We start from the raw sequence: 20056 nt of genomic DNA on the forward strand, positions 1-20056 counted from the left end.
GGCCTTCGCCGGGTGACGGCGGTGACACCCTTAAGTTCGAAGCATTGCCTATTCCCCTCGCGTTGCGCGCTGCAGCATGCGGGTTTGTGCCCGAGACGCACGCTATTAAAAATGTACAAGCGCTGTCAATACGAAAATACCAGCGCTGGTACTTTGGATCGGAAAGAGTGAAATTCAGGTGGTTGCACGGCTTGTGCTTGGGGTAGCATGGGCCGTTGCAAACCATGAACAGGTCAGGGCGATACATGCCTGCGAGAATCGAAGACGTTGCTGCGCATGCAGGCGTGTCCACCAAGACGGTATCGCGCGTCCTTAACGGCCATACCAGCGTGCGCGCCAAGCTGCGCGCACGGATCGAAGCGTCGATTCGCGCGCTCAACTACGTGCCCAATCCGGCGGCGCGAGGCCTGGCGGGGAACCGTTCCTACCTGGTCGCCCTGCTGTACGACAACCCCACCGCCAACTCCAGCTACATCATGGAATTGATCGTGGGCGTCCTGCAGGCTTGCAAGGGCACGCCGTACAACGCGGTGCTGCACCCCTTCGAGGCGGGCGACGACCTGGCCGCGCGCATCGACGGCTTTGTGGCGACGCATCGTCCGGACGCCCTGGTGCTGGTGCCGCCGCATGCGAATAACGCCAAGTTGCTGCAGCGCCTCGATGAGCTGGACATCCGTTATTCGACCATCTCCTCGAAGCTGCGCGCATCGCGCATCGACATCGGTTTCGACGAGCGCAAGGCGGCGGCCGGCATCGTCGAGCATCTGGTGTCGCTGGGGCACCGGCGCATCGCCCATATCACCGGCTTGAAGGGACACGGCGCGTACACGTGGCGGCTCGGCGGTTATCGCGATGCCTTGCGCAAGGCTGGCATCGCGTTCGACGAATCGCTGGTGGCGGAGGGGGACTTCACGTTTGCATCCGGCATCGCCGCGGCGAAGACCTTGCTCAACCGGCGGCGTCCGCCCACCGCGGTCTTTGCGGCGAACGACGACATGGCGTGCGGGGTGATACGCGAAGCTTACGCGCGCGGGCTGGCCATTCCCGACGACCTGTCGGTAGGCGGTTTCGACGACACGCCGGTGTCGCAATTGATCTCGCCCGGCCTGACCACGGTGCGCCAACCTTGCCGTGAGATCGCCTGCCTGGCCGCCGAAAGCGTCCTGCAATCGATCCGCGATCCGGCCATCCGCCTGCATGCGCGGGTGCCGTACCAGATGCAATTGCGCGCCTCCACGACCCAACGCAAAAAGCCGTAGGATGGCCGTTCGCCGTCGTCGGGCTCGCCACGCGCCTGACACATGGCATCACGGAGGGGCGAGCGGTGAGCGACGAGATAGCCGAAGCTGCGTTACGCGGGCTCCCGCGGGGCGGGGTGACCGTTGAAGCGACCAGGCCGGCGCGGCAGGTCGGCTGGTTGTTCATCGTGGTCTACGGCATGGCCTACACCGGCCTGTGGATGGCGCTGCTGCCGCCGATCCTGACCGGCTTGACGATGCGCGTGCACGAACTGGACCCTGCGCATGCCACCGCCAGCCTGTCGTTGGTGGTTGGCGTGGGCGCGCTGATGGCGTTGTTCGGCAATCCGTTCTTCGGCCGCTTGTCGGACCGCACCAGCTCGCGCTTCGGCATGCGCCGGCCGTGGCTGATCGCAGGCGCGCTGGGCGGGGTAGCGGGTTTGGCGGTGATAGCGACGGCGGCGTCGGTGCCGCAACTCTTGCTGGGCTGGTGCATCACGCAGCTTGCCTATAACGCGGAACTGGCGGCGTTGGCGGCGATCTTTGCCGACCAGGTGCCGGCACAGCAGCGCGGTACGGTCTCGGGCATCGTGGGCATCAGCCTGCCACTGGGCATGATCGGCGGCACCTTCCTGATGCAGGCGCTGGCCGATTCCACGCGCGCCATGTTTTTGGTGGCGGCGGTGATGGCGTTGATCAGTGCCTTGATGCTGGTCTGGATGCTGCCCGACCAGCGCCTGGCCGACACGCAGCGTCCGCGCTACGGGTGGCGCGAATTGCTCGGCAGCTATTGGATCGATCCGCTGCGCTTTCCCGATTTCGGATGGGCGTGGGGCAGTCGTTTTCTGCTTTACGCGGGCATCGCGGTATTGATGACTTATCAGGGGCTTTATCTGATTCATCAATTGGGCTGCGCGCCGGCTGATGTGCCGCGGCGGATCTTTTTGTCCACGCTGGTGCAGTCCTGCGCAGTGGCGATCTTCAGTGCGGCGGGCGGCGGTTTGTCCGACGCGATCGGGAAGCGCAAGGTGTTCGTGGCTGGGGCCGCGGTGGTTTATGCATTGGCCTTGCTGATCGTCGCGTTCGCCGTGTCGTATCCCTGGTTCCTCGCCGGCATGGCGATTACCGGCGCGGCGCAAGGCGTGTACCTGGCTGCCGATCTGGCGCTGGTGACCGACGTACTGCCGCAGCGCGAAACCCACGCGGCGGGGAATCTTGGCATTTTCAACATCGCCAACGTGATGCCGCAGTCGCTGATGCCGGCGGTGGCGCCGGCGATTCTGTTGGCGAGCGATGGAAGCTATACGGCGTTGTTCGTCGTGGCGGCCATGCTTGTCGCGCTAAGCGCATGGGTCATCTTGCCGGTACGCGCACAGTAGGTGGGGGTGAGACCCGGCCGAACCCCAACGTGGCGGCGTGTATCCAGGAAACGTTTGAGGGCGCGTCCGGCTCATCTCGACCCGCGCGGTCATGCGCAGACATAGGCTGACGCTTGCCTGACGTTATTCCGGCCCTCGTCCTAAGCAAGCACCTGTGCTTATCGGATGCCAATCTTTTTGCCGGCAAACGCAACGCTCCCGAGTCGTCGCCCCGGCGAAAGCCGGGATCCGGTGACTTTGAGGCTTTTCAAGTCGCGGCGTTATTCGCTTCGCTCACCCCTTCGGAGCCGTCCATGCGGACGTTCTGCGCGCTTCGTGCTACGCCCGGCCTTCGCCGGAACGACGATTCACGGCCAGCATGACCGCCATCACGGAAAAATGACAGCGCTTGTATTTTCATTTTGACAGCGCTTGTACTTTCGACTTGACAGCGCCACCACAATCAGAAAATACCGACGGCGACTGTCCCCACACGGCTGCATCCAAAGCGTGCCGTGGAATCGCCCATTCCCATCGTTTGGTAGTGATTTCACCCATCGCAAAGGAGACAGTCCATGCAAAAGAGCATTCATTCGACGCCGTGGTCCACGCTGGCACTGAGTTCGCTGGGCACCTCGATCGGCGCCGTGCTTTCCACCGCCGCGCTAACGGCCATGCCGATACAGCCGGTGCATGCGCAGACGACGTGTGCGTCCGCCTGGAGTGCTTCGACCGTGTATACGCAAGGCCAGACGGCTAGCGAAAAAGGCATCAACTACGTGGCCAACTGGTGGACGCAAGGCAACGATCCGGCCACCAACAACGGCGGCGCCGGCAGCGGCCAGCCCTGGACGTCGCAAGGCGGTTGCGGCAGTACGCCCACGCCGACACCAGCGCCAACTCCCACCCCCACGCCGACACCGACACCGACACCGACACCGGCACCGTCGTCGAGTTACGGCGCCATCGACGAACCGGCTGGCGTGGCACAGTTCTATGCTGATGGCGGCACATGGGCCGATCTGCACTACACGCCTGCCGGCGGCAGCCAGCTCAATGTACGCATGAGCAACAGCGGTACCGACAACACCTATGACGTTTCCGGCCTCGCCAATGGCGAGCAGGTGAGCTACTGGTTCACGATCGGCCAGAGCGACGGATCGGCGGTGAACACGCCTTCGCAAACATTGATCTACGCCGCGCCAACACCCACGCCGACACCGACACCTTCGCCATCCGGCCCGGTATTTCCGGCCGCAGGCACCACCTTCAACCTGGTCAACGGCACCAACGGCGCGTATGCCGATAGCCAGGTCTACTGGACGATGGTCGGGCAGGATCCAGCGCACCCCGGCACGTTCGTGCACGTCGATTGTTCGGGCAACCTTATTCCGATGGCCCCGGGCGACAACGGTGCACTGAGCAGGAACGGCCAGAGCTATGCCGATTACTCGATTCCGTTCTCGCAGTGCAAATCGTTCACTGTTCCGCAGATTCTTTCCGCGCGCATCTACCTGAGCGTGGCCAGCCCGATGTACATCCAGGCCGTCGGCAATCCGGTATACGGCTACACCGGCCCCAACATCGACAACCCCACCGATCCCAACATCAACGTGACGTTCGACTTCGTCGAAGTGAACATCAACGCCACCAACTTCTACGGCAACACCACGCGCGTCGATCAGTTCGGCATGCCGGTTCGACTGGAGTTGCAAGACCCGAGCGGCTACGACCAGACCGTGGGTGAAACGGAAAGCCGCGCCGCGCTGTTCCAGGAATTCGTGGCGCAGGTGCCGGCACCGTTCCAGTCACTTGCCCAGGTGCAGGCGCCTTATCGCATCGTGGCGCCGGCACACGGCAGCTTCGGCGCGGGTGGTTCGCAGACCACTTATCTGGATAGCTACATCCAGTCCATCTGGAATCAATACCGCACCCAATCGCTGGTATTCACCGATGCCCAAGGCACGTTCACCGGCAACGTCGTCGGCAACCAGTTCGTGTTTACCGACGGGCAGGGTACGTATTACATCAACAACGTACCGACCACGCAGGAGGTGTTGCTCGGCAATGGCGTATTCAACGATGCCAGCAACGCCGCCGCGGGCGTTGCCACCGCCAAGCAATTGCAAATTCAGGCGCAGGTGGATGCCGCGTTGAACCGTCACGTGGCCGAGAACGCAGCGGCGTGGAATACGTCGGCGGACTTCTATAACAGCGCACCGACCAACTCCTACTCCGCGTTCTGGCATGCGCACAGCATCAACGGACTCACTTATGGTTTTCCGTATGACGACGTGCGTGGCTTCAGCTCCTCGCTGATCGGCACCAATCCTACGGTGGCCACCATTACGGTGAGTTGGTAAGAACCGGTTCGCACTGAGGTGGGTTGGGGTGAGCGGAACGCGAACCCCAACGCTTCGGTTCGGTACCGGGGATGTTGGGGTTCGGGGGTGCCTCATTCCAACCTGCAACGAATGGCGTGCGGCTAGTCGTGATATAGCTGGCTGCGGCCGCCGTCGATGAGCAAATCGGTGGCGTTGATAAAACGCGCCTCGTCGCTGGCCAGGAACAGGGCGGCATAAGCCACTTCGTCGGGCGTGCCGATGCGTTTGCAGGGCAGCAGCTCCGCCTGCCTGCGGCGTTCGGCGTCGGGGTCCGGGCATGATTGGAAGTAACGTTCGGCGGCCGGCGTCAGGATCAATCCCGGCGAAATCGAGTTCACGCGAATACCGCGGGCCGCATATTCCAGGCCCAGCGCGCGCGTGAGTCCGATCAGGCCGTGTTTGGCGACCGGGTAGGGGAAACAGCCCGGGATGATCTTATGCCCATGTACGGATGCAATGTTCACGATATGCCCGTAGCCGGCTTCGAGCATCGACGGCAACACTGCATGCGCGCAGTGCCACGCACCTTGCAGGTTGACGCCGAGATTGAGCTGCCAGTCCGCGTCGCTCAAGCTCAGCGGATCGCGAAAGACGTTGATGCCCGCACCGTTGACCAGGATGTCGATACGGCCGAGCGCTTGCTTGGCGTGCGCAACAGCGCGTTGCACGTCATCGGCTTTCGATACGTCAGCTTGCACGGCGACGGCATGGTGGCCTGTGCCGGCGAGCTCGCACGCCAATGCGTCGGCGGCAGCAGCATCGACGTCCAACAACGCGAGCACAGCGCCTTCGCGTGCAAACAACCGCGCGATGGCGCTGCCGATGCCACTGGCAGCGCCCGTGATCAGGGCCGTTTTGTTTTCAAGCCGCGGGCGCATGTCTATTCGCGATCGAAGGTGATGGCTGTCGCTTGGAAGTCGCCACGCATCACGACGTCGATGCCCTTGTTCATCCAGTAGGCGCCGCTTGCCACAGTAGGCGTGTGCGCCGCCAAGGTTCCCTGCAGCACGTGCACGCGATAGCGCGCATCCGGATCGAGCCCTTGCAGCCGCACCGTCGGATACGGATAACCTTCGGTGCTGGAATGCAGGAAGGCGAACAGCACGGCATGCGCCTTGTCGGGCGATACATCCTCCGTGGCCGAATGCTCGCTGCCGTTATCCGGCGACACCAGGCGGTACAGATCGCCATGCTGCACGGTCTCGCGGATGGCCTTGTAATCGGCGACCAGGCGCTTGGCCGTGCTCATGTCCTGCGCGCTCCATGTCGCGAGATTCGCACCGATGCCGAGCGAGCCTTGCATGGCCGAAAGGAAACGGTATTCCAGCGACACACTGCGCCCATCCATGAAGGAGGGCGAGTCGGTCACCCAGGCCATCATCACCGCCGGCGTATGCGCCTGGGTAAAGCCGTCCTGGATGCGCAGGCGGTCGTAGGCATCCGTGTTGTCGGACGGCCAGACTTCATCGGTGAAATGCATGATGCCCAGATCCACGCGACCACCGCCGCTGGAGCACGATTCGATCTCCACCGTCGGATGCTTGTGGCGCAGTTCTGCCAGGATGCCGTAGACATTGCGCACGAAGTCGACATAGACGTTTTTCTGCTGATCCGGCGGCACGGCCGGCCAACCTGGCTCGGACCAGCTACGGTTGTAGTCCCACTTGAGAAAGGCGATCTGGTTTTCGCTCAGCAATTTGTCGAGGGCGTTGAACACGTAGGCGCGCACGTCAGCACGCGCAAGGTTGAGCACCATCTGGTTGCGGCCCAGCGTGCGCGGGCGGCCGGTCATGTTGAGCACCCAATCCGGATGCGCGCGGTACAGATCGCTGTCCGGGTTGACCATCTCCGGCTCAACCCAGATGCCGAAATCCATGCCCAATGCGTGGACGCGATCGATCAGGGGCTTCAATCCGTGCGGGAATTTCCGTGGATTGACGGTCCAGTCGCCCAGGCCGGCCTTGTCGTTGTTGCGCGCGCCGAACCAGCCATCGTCGACCACGAAACGCTCGACACCGATGCTTGCGGCTTTTTCCGCGAGCGCGATCTGCCCCGCTTCGTTGACGTCGAAGCCGGTCGCCTCCCACGAGTTGTAGAGCACGGGGCGCGCACGCGGGTGCGGTGCCTGCGGCAGGATGCGCGTGAGTTCCAGCCGATGCATCAAGCGCGACGCTTCGCCCATGCCGCCATCCGTGACGCCTGCATAAAAGCTGGGCGTTTGCAGGCTTGCACCGGGTGCCAGCTTGTAGCCGAAATCAAACGGATTGAAACCGCCGGTGACGCGGACCTGGTCGGCCTGGTCCTGCTCGATCGTCATCTGCCAGGAGCCGCTCCAGGCCAGCGCGCCGAACCACACTTGCCCGTGGGTTTCGTCGGCATCGTTGCGGCGAATGGCGAACCACGGCTCGTTCTGCATGCCGGTGCTGCCGCGGCGGCTTTCCAGCACGGTCTTGCCCGGTTGCACCGGATGCTCGTAAATATCGTTCTCGCCCGCCCAACGGCCGGCAAGGTAACGCAGCGTGTAATCGCGCCCGCGCGGCAGGAACCACGTGCCCGCGGCCGCCTGTTCCACGATCACCGGCGTCGGGCTGCGATTCTCGATTGAGGCGCTGCGCCGCACGATGCCGGTGCCCGGATCGATCTCGTATTGCAAGGTGACGAGGATGGGGCGCTCGATGTCCTGCATGACGATGGACAACACGTCGCCGTGCACGCTGTTGGATACGTAGTGCAGCACCAGGTCGCGATTGCCGTCGGGAAAGGTCACCTTGAGATCCGGTTCGTAGTAGAGCCCTTCGCCCCAGCCGGTGTATTCCTGCGGAATGACGTTGACGCTGCCGTCGATCGCGTCACGCTCTGGCGGCGCAACCGGGTTCGGCAACGGATCGCCGGCTGCCAGTCGCGGTCCCCAATAGATCGACTGCAACTGTCCCTTTTCGTTGACCCCGAATGCGTAGGTCACCTTGGCCGCATCCAGCCGGAATACCTTGCCGGATACCTCGATGTGGGCGGTGTCGTTGCGGGTCGCTGCGCGCGCATCGTGCAGGACGCAACACGTTATCAACACCATGGCGCCGAGGATCGCCAAGCCATGGCGGGCGCATGCTTTGGAAAGTTTCATCGAGCGGGAACCCCTTTGATCATCGAGCACGAGGATGGTGGTGCGCGGCAAAGGTGGTTTTATACGACAAATGTGGATTTGATGCTTGTTGCAGCGTGGCAATTCATTGCGTGATGACGTCCGGGAATATCGTCAAAACGCTGTATTGCTTCATACACCGCGTGCAAGGGACTTGCGGTGCGTCAACGTCACGGGGCTCCGGCGTTCGCCGGGGTGGCGAATCGGTCGTGTTGAATTTCCTGGCAAGAAAGGCACACGTCGATGTGCTTATGCAGGGATTTCATTCCACTCATGCAGCTTTGCGCACTCGTGATGATGAAACTGGCCTGATACCCGTCACCCCGGCGAACGCCGGGGCCCAGCGACTTTGCTTTTCCATCAAGACACAGGGCACCTCCTTCCTCACATCAACAAGGAAGGAGGCACCCGTACAACTATTCGACGATATTCGCCGTCACGTGATACACCCGTCCGCCCCAACCATCATGGGGGAAGGCATCGGACACCTTCACGTAGACAGGCTTGGCACCATTGGCGGCGGCGCCGAGGTACGGTGTCAGGTCGATGGTGCGGGCAGCCTTGTTTGAGCCGTCGGTGACCGGCTGGGTCTCTTGCAACACGGTTGTCCAGTTCTGGTTGTCCGTGCTGACTTGCACCAGGAATTCGTTGTCGATGGTCAGCGTGACCTGCGCCGACGTAGTGTCGGCCGGGAAGGGGAAGCGATAGGTGAAATGCGCCGTGCCGTCGGCGAAACGGTTCTGCACGCCATTGCTCTGCGAACCGTCAGGATCGAACAGCCACGGGGTTTCATCGACGGTGCCGGTGTCAAAGTCGATCGTGTGCGCGATCAGCACGTCAGCCTGCGTGGTAAAGCTCATTCCGGCCGCGGCCACGTTGGCGGTGACCATCTGATGTCCATCCGCCGCCGTGCTAGGCACGGTGATGGTCAGCGGCAGAGTAGTGCTTACCGGATCGGCGTTGCCGTGCGGTTGCAGGCGCACCATGCTGGTTGGCGGTGTGGCCGTCCAACCGGCGGGTGTCGTGATGGCGGCGCGTGCTTGCAGGGGGAAGAAACCGGTGGCCGAGACCCCAAGAGTAACGGCGATGGACGTGCTGCCCGATGCGGGCGGCATGATGACCGGTTGCGCCGGGGACATGGTGGCCGCCAGCGATTCCCACGGCGTTACGCTCGGTATGTCGCCGATCAGCGCGCTCAATGCGCTGGCCTGCGTGCGCCAGTCGAACACGTTGGGATGGTCGTCATTGGTGACACCGGACCAGCGCGTGCCAAGCCGACCGGCGGCGTCGCGGTCGTCGTTCCAGATGCTTTGGGCTTGCTGCTCAAGGAAGGCGGCGTAGCGCGGATCGCGGGTGGTGTCGACAAGATCGGTCCAGTAGCGCATGAAGATGCCCTTGAACTGCTTGCCGTTGTCGTCGCAGGTCTGATCCGCGGCATCGCAGCTTTCGGTCAGGATGCCGTTCGTCACCAGCGCATCCGGGCCGATCGCGGCATCGGCCAGGTGCTGCACGCTTGCCAGGATTTTCGGATCGCGCGTGGCCCGCCACAATTCCAGGCCGGCGCCGATCGCCATGCCCTGGTTGTAGCTCCACACGGTCTGGCCGTTGTTGGTGCAGGCGTTGGTAAGGCCATCGTTGACCAGGCCGTTGGCGTTGATCATGCCGCTGTGCTGGAACCACGCCCATGCGGTGCTGGAACGGGCCAGCCATTGCGTGTCGCCAGGGATGCGGTTGTGCAATTCGGCGGTAAGCCGAATCCATAAGCCATTGGTGACTGCGTTCTTGTAGGTGCGTTCGGCATTCCACCACACGCCACCGCCGCAGGTGCTGGTGTCCCAGTAGCCGTACACGTAGTTGGCGATGGTGATGGCCATCTCCAGGTACTTCGGATTGCCGGTGAGGTCATAGGCCTCCACCCAGGTCAGCGCCCACCATTCCGAATCGTCGATGGCCCGGCTGGTGAAGTTGCCCAGCAGCGGATCGCCCGACAACACGCCGGCGGGAAACGCGCCTTTGTCTTTTTCGAATGTGTTATCCAGCTGGCCAAGATAGCGGCGGTCGCCGGTGCGTTGCATGTAGTCGCCGATGGTCTGCAAGGCGACGGCCGAATTCCACCAGCTGGACGGAAACCATGCCTTGTCGGGGTCGTAGGAACTCATCAGGACGTCCGCCGCCACCCGTGCGCGCGCCACGGCGGTGGGGCCGTCGGTGTGGGGATTGGCCGGGTACGTTCGTTCGGCTGCCATCGAAGGGAAGGCGGCCAGGACCGTCAGGCTGGCCACGGCCAGCAGGGTCAGGACTCGTGTGCGTATGGCGTCGAGACTCATGATCAGAAGCACTCCGCTCGGATGCCCACGACGGGAATGCCAGGACCGGACCGTGGGCGGTTATCCGGCCTGGAAACGTGCGCGCACGAGCGGTCCAGCCGTTTATACGGCTATATCCGCATGCGCCTGCAAAGGCCCCCTGGCGGGATCGAGCCCGCCCCATGCCCAACTTTTTTTCCGACAAGCACTGCCCGATGGCGGCTGCGCTCCCCAGCTGCCATGCGGTATTTATATCGATCTAAATTCGATTTCTTAAAAAAGGCATCGTGATGGCCCGGTGTACGGATGCTCAGCGATCGATGCCTGCGCGGACTGTAGCGCGCTTTGGTGCGTGATGCTCGTTGCAATGCAAAAGGGTGGAGAAGGGTGTACGTAAGGGAGCCATTGACTCATGCCTCGTGGCAGTCATTTCCGCGAAAGCGCACTGCTGTCCGGAGAAATTTTTCGCCGTTCTTGCGGGAAAGCTAAAACGACGTCATTCCAGCTTTCGCTGGAATGACGAGTTGATGGCACTGAATTTCCAGGGAAATTTTTTGATGCCGGGTGCTATGCCCGCGCATTTCTGAAGAACTTCATTTTCCCCGGACAGCAATGCGCGAAAGCGGGAATCCATTTTCAGGGATGCACGAGAGCAAGATGGATTTGCGCTTTCGCGGGAATGACGGCCGTGAAGGTGACGTGTTACCGCGACTCTCGATGCTGGGATTATCATCCCAGCCTCCTTGGACGTGCGCATGAACAATCCGGCCGATATCACTCCAACCATGCCTGCGCAGGGCACAACGCTCACCCTCCTCAAGGCGACGCCCACCGCGCTGTGGCATGAAGCCCGCGAAGCCTGCGACGATGCGTTGCGGCAAGGCCATGCCTTTGTGGCAATCCTGCACGGCATGGAGGCCTTTGCGGACGAGCGTGTATTGACCGACGAAGATCGCCAACGCGCCGCACGCTATCGCCAGGCCGGCGATCGTCACAACTTCGTGCTCGGGCGCAATCTGGTTCATCACCTGGTTCGCCCGCGCGGTATATCCGCGCCGTGCCGTTTCTCGATCGGTCCGCGTGGCAAGCCGTTTTTGCCGGACGCACCAGCCTATAACCTCTCGCATTCAGGGCGCTGGGTTGCTTGCGTGGTAAGCCACGACGAAGCGGTCGGCATCGATGTCGAGACCTTTGCGCGCCTCAAGGATTATCGCGACCTGCTTGGCATGGTCACGCATCCGGCCGAGCGCCACTGCATCGAGCAAGCGTCACCGGAACATGGCCTGGCGCTGTTCAAGCGTTGTTGGACACGCAAGGAAGCGGTCTTGAAAGCGACCGGCGAAGGGCTGCATGACAACCTGCCTGGCATCGACGTGTGCCTGCAACAGCATGAGCCCGTGCTCGATCACCCCATGCCACTGCGCCTGATGCACCTGACGGCGGACCATGACGAAGCGACGATTGCGCTGGCCTTGAATCCGTCGCTCCCGGGCGTAGTGGCGATGTTTGTCGACCAGCCGCGTTGACCTGTTCGCGCGGTGGATGTGCTCACGCCCAGCCGCGCAATCGATACCACCAAAGGCCGGCAAATTCGCGCAGGCAGTGGCCGCTTAAATGTAGAGCGGACCGCCGGGGCCACCAGGAATGGGCCTGCCAGGACGGGTAAGTCGGGTCATACGCCGGTGCGGGAATAACCTCCAGCCCTTGCTTGACGAACGCCGCCGCGGCGCGCGGCATATGGAAGCCGGACGTCACCAGCAAGATGCGCGACAGTCCTGCGCGCTTGAGCATGGCGGCCGAAAACTCGGCGTTTTCGTGCGTATTCCGGCTCACGCATTCGGTTTGCAACGCGCTGGCCGGCACGCCTTGCTGCAGCAGCCTGCGCGCCATGCGCTGGGCCTGGTCATTGCCGGAAACCAATATCACCCCGGCGCGTGCATCGCGAAACAACTGCAGGCCAAAACCGATGCGCGTGGCGAGGCTATATGCGTCGTCCGCATCCCAGTCCGAACCGGATGGCGGCAACGCACCGCCGCCCAGGATCACGATCGCATCGGCCTTGGCATAGGTGGATGCATCGCGCTGCGGATAGTGATGTTCCAGCCTGTCCCGCAAGCACATGGCCATGCCGGGCGTGGCGCACAGCCATAGCCAGCATGCACCGAATGCCAGCAGCACCAGGGCGGGGCGATAGCGCCGGCGACATAAGAAACCCAGTCCGGCGGCGGCAAGGATGGCCGTTTGGTAGATCGGATAAAGCAAGTGCTCAAGCAGGTCCATCAGCGTTCTCGCGCGGAGCGAAAGGGGAGGTGGGTTGGGGCGAGACGCCGCCGAACCCTCGCGTCGCATGCAAGCGCCAGGAGGGTTCGCGTTCCGCTCGCCCCAACCGGCGTTCCCATGCGGGTACGCGGGACTCAAAAACCATGCCAGGTTTCCGACCGGAAAAATCTCTTCGCCGTTTTTAACAAACTCGCCTCTTGCGTCGAGAGTTTGTCAAGAGCATATAATGAGACAGGGATCACACTTTCACTTTCCACTACCGGCCGAGAGTGCTTATGAAAAGCCTCAGTCGTTGTTTTGCGCTGTTCCTGCCATGGCTGCTCGCCGCCTGTGCCACCACGGGTTCCGGCGCGCCACCGAAGCTGGATGCAGACGTGCAGGCCGTTACCACCTACCACATTGGTGTGGACGACCAGTTACAAATCACCGTCTGGCATAACCCGGACCTCAGCGTCAGCGTCCCGGTGCGGCCAGATGGCCGGATCACCGTGCCGCTGATCGGCGACGTGGTGGCCGGCGGACGCACGCCCGACCAAGTATCCGCCGAAATCAAGGACAAGCTGCAATCCTATATACGGGATCCGCAGGTCGCCGTCATTCTGATTGCTCTGCGCAGCAACGAATACCTGTCGCGGGTGCGAGTCACCGGTGCGGTACGCAGCCCGATTTCGATTCCTTATCGCCAGGGCATGACCGTGCTCGACGCGGTCCTGGCTGCAGGCGGCATTACCGAGTTTGCGGCGCCGGACCGCACCGAGCTGTATCGCAAGGGCGATGCCGACAGCCCCGTCGCGTACGCGGTGCATCTGGAAAAGATCCTGCAGAAGGGCGACCTGGCCAACAACTACCCGGTACAGCCCGGGGATGTGATTACGGTGCCGCAGCGCGCGTTCTGATCGTGTGCTCCATGGGCATGGAGCGCAGGCGGCGGCTTTTTAGGGATAGCAAAGGGAAGGGGATGTCATGGGGGGAGAACTTGCACCTTTGGGCGGCATGCTGCCAGCGCTGATCAACGAGGCGCGGCGCCGCCGCATGGCCTTGGGCGTAGCGTTTGCCGTGATCGCCATCGCGGCCCTGGTCGCCGGCATGTTCTGGCCGAAAAAATACGAAGCGTCCACCACCATCCTGGCGCAGGAAAGCAACATCATCACGCCACTGATGGAAGGCGCGGCTTCGGCGACCGCGAATGCCAACCGGGCGGGTATCGCCCAGAACGTGATTTTCAGCCGCAAAGTGCTCGATCAGATTCTGGAGGTCGGCGGCTGGACGGCCATGCATCCGACGCCGATCCAGCGCGATCTCATCCTCGAGGGCATTCGGACCCGCACCAAGGTGCAGATCTCGCACGGCAATCTGATCACCATCAGTTATACCGATTCCGAGCCGCGGCGCGCGTTCGTGGTGACGCAGGCGTTCGCGCGTCTTTTCATCAGCGAAAGCCTGGCCTCGAAACAGCGCGAAAGCCGCGACGCCTACGAGTTCATCAACAGCCAGGTCGAAACCTATCGGCGCAAGCTGACCGATGCCGAAGACAAGCTCAAGGCCTATCGCGAATCCAACGTGGATGCGCGGCCGGGCAGCGATGCCGACACCAATTCGCGCATCAGCCAGCTGCGTACGCAAATCGAGAATACGCAGCTGGAACTGACCGAAAAGCGCTCGCAGGCAGCAGCGCTGCAAGCCCAGCTGTCGGGCGAATCGGAAGTCAACGCCGTGCACACTGCGCAAGGCATCTACGACGTCCAGCTTGCCGATCTGCAGGGTCAGCTGGACAAGCTGCTGCTCACCTACACTGACCAATATCCTGACGTGATCCGGCTGCGCCATCAGATCCAGGATGTGCGCCAGCAGATGGCCCAGTCCGACCAGCGCAAGCAGGCGGCACGCGCCGCCGGCGCGCCGATACCGCTGGATAGCGCGGTGCAAATGAACCCGCTTTACCAGCAACTGAAGATCCAGCTTGCCGCCACCGAGGGCGACGCCGCCGCAGCCGAGGCACGCATCCAGGCCAGCGAAGGAATGCTCGCCACGGAACTGGACCGCAGCAAACGCATTTCCAGTTCGGAAAACGTCACTTCCGAACTGACGCGCGACTACGACGTCAACCGCGACGTTTACCAGGATCTGTTGAAGCGTCGCGAGAATGCGCGCGTGTCGATGAATCTCGATGCCGAACAACGCGGCTTGACCTTCCTGATCCAGAATCCCGCAGCGGTGCCGCTGGTGCCATCGGGCCTGCGCTTCATGCATTTCGGCGCGGCGGGCCTGGTGTTGTCGCTGGCCATTCCGTTCGGCCTGTTGTTCGCGCTGGTGCGTTTCGATCCGCGCGTTCGCTCGGCCGACCAGTTGGAGCGCGCGCTGGGCAGCAACGTGCTGGCAACGATTCCGTTCTACCCAACCCCGCGCGACCGCCGCCGCGACCGGTTGCATAACACCATGCTGGTGTTGATCGGTGTCGGCGTTGCCGCGTTTTACCTGATTCTGTTCTGGATCCGGCATAAGGGTTGAGCATGAATACCCAAGACGAAAACGTGTTTACCAACCGCCGCGATCACAAGCCCGAAGCCGGCGTACGCAACATCGACGAGACGCCTTCGAGCGGGCACTCGATTGCGTTGATGACGGAAGTCGGCCACGCGCTGGTGCCGGCGCAGCTGGAACAGCGCCGGATGATCCACCGCGAAGATTCGGTGCGTCGCCAGTCCGATGCGTTCCGCGGCATTCGCACGCGTCTGCTTGAGCTGGCGGGGGCGCAGAACTTCATCACGCTGGTGGTATCGGTCAGCCCTCATTCGGGCGGCAGTTTCGTGGCGCGCAACCTGGCCGCGGCGTTCGCCTTCGACGAAGCGAAGACCAGCCTGCTGATCGACTGCAACCTGCGTTATCCCAGCCAGCACAAGGCACTGGGCGTGCAGCCGGAAAAGGGCGGCTTGATCGAATACCTCGAGCATCCCATCCGCGGCATCAAATCGATCATCTACCAGACCGGCATTCCGCGCCTGCGCCTCGTGCCGGCGGGCACGTCGCGCGAAAACGGCGGCGAATTTTTCTCGTCGTTCCGCATGCGCGCGATGCTTGATTCGCTGCGCTGCCGCTACGCCGACCGCTATCTGTTCCTGGACGGACCGGCGATCAACGGTTCGCCGGATGCACGCATTTTGTCCGACCTGGCCGATTTCGTTGTGGTGGTGGTGGGCTATGGACGCGATACGCCGGCTGCCGTCAATCAGGCCGTCGCCAATTTCGATGCAAGCAAGCTGGCAGGAGTGGTGTTCAACCAGTCGGCGTAGGACGCAAGGCGACTGGGATGCAACGGATTCAACGCAGCACATTGACGGAAGGGAGGGGAGACATGCCGGCATCCACCACGCTAGTTCGAGCCATGGCGCTTGCGCTCGTCGTCGTGCCGGGTGCGGCATCGGCCGCGCAATTCAATTATTCGATCTTCGGCAGCGTCGAACACAGCGACAACATCACGCTGAGCGACAGCAACCCGATCAGCCAGAACGTCTTCATTCCCGGCTTCAGCTTCAACTACCAGCAGCAAGGTTCGACCTTGCAGGCGAACGTAAGCGGCACATTTCAGGACAACGATTATCTGGGGCACCAATTTGCCAACCAGACGCAGACCGAACTGGCCGGCCAGGCCAATTGGACGGTGCTGCCCAAGCGCCTGGACTTTACCGTCGAGGATTACGCGGGTGTGGAGCCGGTGGATTCCCTGGCCAGCAACGCGCCGGACAACCGGCAGCAGACCAACGTGCTGTCGTTGGGCCCGACCTTGCACCTGCAGTTCGGCAACGTCATGCGCGCGCAGGTCGAGCTGCACTATCTCAACAGCTACGCCTCGAAGGTGAAGGATTTCAATTCGAACCGCGGGATGGCGGCGTTCCGGCTGTATCGCGATCTCAATCCCACCGACACGCTGTCGCTGAACCTCGAATCGCAACGGGTGCGATTCAACGACAGCACCAACACGACACTGGTCGATGGCGTCGACAGCAGCATTGCGACACCCAATTACACGCGTGACGAATTCTACGCGCGCTACACCAGCACGCTCGCGCACTTCAATGCCGACGTGCTGGCCGGCTGGTCGAAGATCGATTTCGATCACGCGCACGGCGATTCCAAGCCGCTGGGCAGGGTCACCTTGGGTTGGCAATTCACCCCGCACCAGACCTTGACCGCCACCGGCGCCTATCAGTTTTCCGATGCTGCGCAAGACATGTTTTTGCAGCCGGGGCAGAGCGTGGTCAACATTCTGGATGAGAACCCGACCGACTTTCTCTACAACCCCGGCGGCGGCATCAGCACCGGCAGCCTGGTGATCGATTCGGAGGTTTACCTGGAGCGAATCCTGGAAGCGACCTACACCTATCACACCGAACGCTTCCAGCTGTCGATTGCACCGACGTACGACAAGCTTGCCTATCTCGATAACTCCACTTTCAACCAATCCACGCGCGGCGGCACCATCGAAGCCAATTTTCACCTGCGTCCGCATACGTCGCTGGCCGCCTTCGTCAATGCCGAGCGTCTGACCTATACGTCGCTGCAGCGCACCGACAAGACCTATCGCTACGGCGTCGATCTGGGGCATCAGTGGGCGCCGCATTGGACCTGGCACGTTTCCTATATCCGTCAGCTGCGCAGCAGTAACGCGGCTGACCAGAGCTACCACGAGAACGAAATCTTTTTCAGCGTGGTGTTCAAGCGATGAGCGTGCGTGCCGAAGCGGAACTGCCGTTCTTTTTCGGGCCGGAACAAAGCCTGTTCGGCCTGTTCCATGCCAGCGGCAAGCCGGCGCGCAAGGCGATGCTGCTATGTCCGCCGTTGGGGCAGGACCAGATCCGCTGCCATCGCCTTTACCGGCAGCTGGCGCAGGCGCTGGCCGCCGAAGGGGTTGCCGTGTTGCGCTTCGACTACTACGGCACGGGCGACTCGGCCGGGGACAGCGTGGACATGGATTGGCAGCGTTGCCTGGCCGATAGCGCCGCCGCCGCCAACGAATTGCGCGCGCGCGCCGGTGTCGATCGCGTGTTGGCGTTTGGCGCGCGCCTGGGCGGAAGCATTGCATTGGCTTGTGCCGCGCAAGCGCGCTTGGCCGGCATCGTGGCGTGGGATCCCGTGCTCGACGGGCGCGCGTATGCCACGCATCTGGATGCCATGCAATCGGCGCTGTGCCGTGACAGGCAGCGCTTCATGGTGCCGCGCGATGCAGCAGACGCCGCGGCGCAATGGCTCGGTTTTGCGATCAGCGAGCGCTTTCGCCAGCAGATCATGGATTTGCATGTCGAGCGTCCGGCCGTGCCGACGTTGCTGCTGGATTCGCTTTCATCGGATGGGCCGCAGTCGTGGGGCAGTCTTGTAGCCGATGCCGCCGCCGTGAGGCGCGTGCAGCCGCCCACGCCGTGGAATGATCCGCGTCGACTCGAAGTGGCGATTCTCTCGCACCCGCTGATCCAGGCCGTGACGCAGCACGTGCAGGAGGCGGCGTGATGCAGGAGCGGGCGTTTCGTTTTGGACGCGCGCGGCATCTGGTCGGCGTTGCCGGCGTGCCGCCGCCGGCCGCGTCGGAAACAGTGGGCGTGATCGTGCTCAATGCCGGCCTGGTGCATCGGATCGGGCCGTTTCGCCTGCATGTGGAGATGACGCGGCGCTTGAACGCCAGCGGTTATCCCACCTTGCGCTTCGATCTATCCACCATCGGCGACAGCGCCGCCAGTGGCGAATCGCAGACGCGCAAGCAGCAGATCTGCGCGGACGTTGGCGATGCGATGAAGCTGCTTGGCGAACAGGCGGCATGCAAGCGCTTCGTCTTGATCGGCCTGTGTTCCGGTTCGCAGAGCGCGCACATGGTCGCCTGCAGCGATCCCAACGTGGCCGGCGCGGTTTTCCTCGATGGCTATGCGTATCGCACGCTGGGTTACCACTTGCGTTATTACCTGCCGCGCCTGCTGGACATGAAGCGTTGGCTGCGCATGCTTTCGCGCCGCCGCAAGGCGCAAGACGGCAGCGGCGAGCCGGCTTTCACCGTGGCGCCGTTGCCGCAAGCGGTGGTGCGCTCCGACCTGGCCGGCATGCTCGATCGAGGCCTGAAGCTGTGCCTGATCTATAGCGGCGGCATCAGCCGGTATTTCAATCACGCGCGCCAGTTCCGCGAATGTTTCGGCGGAGTCGTCAGCCGTCCCGGCGTCTCCACCCGTTTCCTCAAGGAAGCCGATCACACCTACATCCTCACCAGCGACCGCAACCGCTTGCTGGACAACGTCGAGCGCTGGCTCTTCGACAATTTTCCCGTCACCACGGGTGGTACCCCATGAATACAGTCCTGGTTACCGGCGGTGCCGGCTACATCGGCAGTCACGTCGTCCAGCAGTTGGTGGCGCGGGGCGAGCACGTGGTGGTGATCGACAACTTGAGTACCGGTTTTCGCGAAGCCGTGCGCGGCGCCGAACTGGTGATCGGCAACGTCGGCGATCCGGGCCTGGTAAGCCACGTGATGGCGGCGCACCGCTTCGATGCGGTATTGCATTTCGCCGCCCATACCATCGTGCCCGAGTCCGTGTGCGATCCGCTCAAGTATTACGGCAACAACACCTGCAACACGCGCAACCTGCTGGCGTGCTGTGCCGATGCCGGCGTCGACAAGTTCATCTTTTCCTCGACGGCGGCCGTCTATGGCGAGACGGCCAACGGCATTGCCGACGAAGACACGCCGACCCGGCCGATCAATCCCTACGGCACGTCCAAGCTGATGTCCGAAACCATGTTGCGCGATCACAGCGCGGCGGGTGCGATGCGGCACGTGATACTTCGTTACTTCAACGTCGCCGGCTGCGATCCGGCGGGACGCATCGGCCATTCCACGCCCAATGCGACGCTGCTGATCAAGGTGTGCTGCGAGCACGCGGTGGGCATTCGCGACAGCCTGTCGATTTTCGGCACCGATTACGACACGCCGGACGGCACCGGCATTCGTGACTACATTCATGTCGACGACCTGGCCGCGGCGCATCTGCATGCGCTCGATCATCTTCGTCGCGGCGGTTCGTCGCTGACCTTGAACTGCGGCTACGGCCATGGCTACAGCGTGCGCGAGGTGATCAACGCCGTGGCCAGGATAGGCGGCAAGCCGCTCAACGTGATCGAACTGCCGCGCCGCCCCGGCGACATTCCCAAGCTGATTGCCTGCAGCGATCGCCTGAAGCACGTGCTCGATTGGCGTCCGCATTACGACGACCTGGATGTCATCGTCGGCACGGCGCTGCGCTGGGAACAGCAGCTTTTGTACAAGCGCGTTCCGCTGTCGTCGGTGGCTTGAATGCGTGCTCGCCGGTTGACGCTG

The 20056-nt window shown here is 62.6% G+C and carries 15 protein-coding genes; 11 read left to right on the plus strand and 4 right to left on the minus strand.

The window, feature by feature from the left end; genetic code table 11:
- Window positions 1-245: 245 nt before the first annotated feature.
- The 3 genes from V7M64_RS00775 to V7M64_RS00785 all read left to right on the plus strand — a co-directional run bounded on the left by V7M64_RS00775 (window position 246) and on the right by V7M64_RS00785 (window position 4959).
- On the plus strand, window positions 246-1259 hold the full coding sequence (locus tag V7M64_RS00775) for a LacI family DNA-binding transcriptional regulator (protein ID WP_333676315.1): 1014 nt from the start codon (window positions 246-248) through the stop codon (window positions 1257-1259).
- Window positions 1260-1324: 65 nt separating this feature from the next.
- Window positions 1325-2617, plus strand: a complete 1293-nt coding sequence (locus tag V7M64_RS00780; protein ID WP_333676317.1) for an MFS transporter — start codon at window positions 1325-1327, stop codon at window positions 2615-2617.
- A gap of 554 nt (window positions 2618-3171) precedes the next feature.
- On the plus strand, window positions 3172-4959 hold the full coding sequence (locus V7M64_RS00785) for a beta-1,3-glucanase family protein (RefSeq protein WP_333676318.1): 1788 nt from the start codon (window positions 3172-3174) through the stop codon (window positions 4957-4959).
- 122 nt (window positions 4960-5081) lie between these two features.
- Here V7M64_RS00785 and V7M64_RS00790 read toward each other — a convergent pair whose 3' ends face one another.
- The 3 genes from V7M64_RS00790 to V7M64_RS00800 all read right to left on the minus strand — a co-directional run bounded on the left by V7M64_RS00790 (window position 5082) and on the right by V7M64_RS00800 (window position 10446).
- Window positions 5082-5858 (minus strand): SDR family oxidoreductase, encoded by a 777-nt coding sequence (locus tag V7M64_RS00790; RefSeq protein ID WP_333676319.1) that lies wholly within the window; start codon window positions 5856-5858, stop codon window positions 5082-5084.
- A 2-nt stretch (window positions 5859-5860) separates the two neighbouring features.
- Window positions 5861-8101 (minus strand): alpha-galactosidase, encoded by a 2241-nt coding sequence (locus V7M64_RS00795; RefSeq protein WP_333676320.1) that lies wholly within the window; start codon window positions 8099-8101, stop codon window positions 5861-5863.
- 434 nt (window positions 8102-8535) lie between these two features.
- Window positions 8536-10446, minus strand: coding sequence for a glycoside hydrolase family 76 protein (locus V7M64_RS00800; protein ID WP_333676321.1), 1911 nt, complete (start codon window positions 10444-10446; stop codon window positions 8536-8538).
- A 734-nt stretch (window positions 10447-11180) separates the two neighbouring features.
- On the opposite strand from V7M64_RS00800, the gene V7M64_RS00805 reads away from it, so the two are divergent.
- A complete protein-coding gene (locus V7M64_RS00805) occupies window positions 11181-11951 on the plus strand; it encodes a 4'-phosphopantetheinyl transferase superfamily protein (RefSeq protein WP_333676323.1) in 771 nt (256 codons plus the stop codon).
- Window positions 11952-11973: 22 nt separating this feature from the next.
- Here V7M64_RS00805 and V7M64_RS00810 read toward each other — a convergent pair whose 3' ends face one another.
- Window positions 11974-12705: a YdcF family protein gene (locus V7M64_RS00810; RefSeq protein WP_333676324.1), complete on the minus strand. Its 732-nt coding sequence runs from the start codon at window positions 12703-12705 to the stop codon at window positions 11974-11976.
- A 275-nt stretch (window positions 12706-12980) separates the two neighbouring features.
- On the opposite strand from V7M64_RS00810, the gene V7M64_RS00815 reads away from it, so the two are divergent.
- The 7 genes from V7M64_RS00815 (at window position 12981) to galE (ending at window position 20032) form a co-directional block, all read left to right on the plus strand.
- Complete coding sequence (locus tag V7M64_RS00815) at window positions 12981-13601, plus strand: XrtA/PEP-CTERM system exopolysaccharide export protein (protein WP_333676325.1); 621 nt, start codon at window positions 12981-12983, stop codon at window positions 13599-13601.
- Window positions 13602-13668: 67 nt separating this feature from the next.
- Window positions 13669-15213 carry an XrtA system polysaccharide chain length determinant gene (locus tag V7M64_RS00820; protein ID WP_333676327.1) on the plus strand — a complete coding sequence of 515 codons (1545 nt, stop codon included), beginning with the start codon at window positions 13669-13671 and terminating at the stop codon, window positions 15211-15213.
- A gap of 2 nt (window positions 15214-15215) precedes the next feature.
- The gene (locus tag V7M64_RS00825) at window positions 15216-15995 is read left to right on the plus strand and encodes a polysaccharide biosynthesis protein (RefSeq protein WP_333676329.1); all 780 of its coding nucleotides are present in this window, start codon (window positions 15216-15218) and stop codon (window positions 15993-15995) included.
- A 62-nt stretch (window positions 15996-16057) separates the two neighbouring features.
- Complete coding sequence (locus tag V7M64_RS00830; RefSeq protein ID WP_333676331.1) at window positions 16058-17428, plus strand: hypothetical protein; 1371 nt, start codon at window positions 16058-16060, stop codon at window positions 17426-17428.
- On the plus strand, window positions 17425-18207 hold the full coding sequence (locus tag V7M64_RS00835; protein ID WP_333676332.1) for an alpha/beta fold hydrolase: 783 nt from the start codon (window positions 17425-17427) through the stop codon (window positions 18205-18207). Before V7M64_RS00830 ends, V7M64_RS00835 begins: the two co-directional genes overlap by 4 nt.
- Entirely contained in the window at window positions 18207-19031 is an 825-nt protein-coding gene (locus V7M64_RS00840) for an alpha/beta hydrolase (protein WP_333676432.1), read from the plus strand. Before V7M64_RS00835 ends, V7M64_RS00840 begins: the two co-directional genes overlap by 1 nt.
- On the plus strand, window positions 19028-20032 hold the full coding sequence (galE, locus tag V7M64_RS00845) for a UDP-glucose 4-epimerase GalE (RefSeq protein ID WP_333676333.1): 1005 nt from the start codon (window positions 19028-19030) through the stop codon (window positions 20030-20032). Before V7M64_RS00840 ends, galE begins: the two co-directional genes overlap by 4 nt.
- Window positions 20033-20056 lie beyond the last annotated feature (24 nt).

It is taken from the genome of Dyella sp. (genome assembly GCF_036746095.1).
Lineage (GTDB): Bacteria > Pseudomonadota > Gammaproteobacteria > Xanthomonadales > Rhodanobacteraceae > Dyella_B.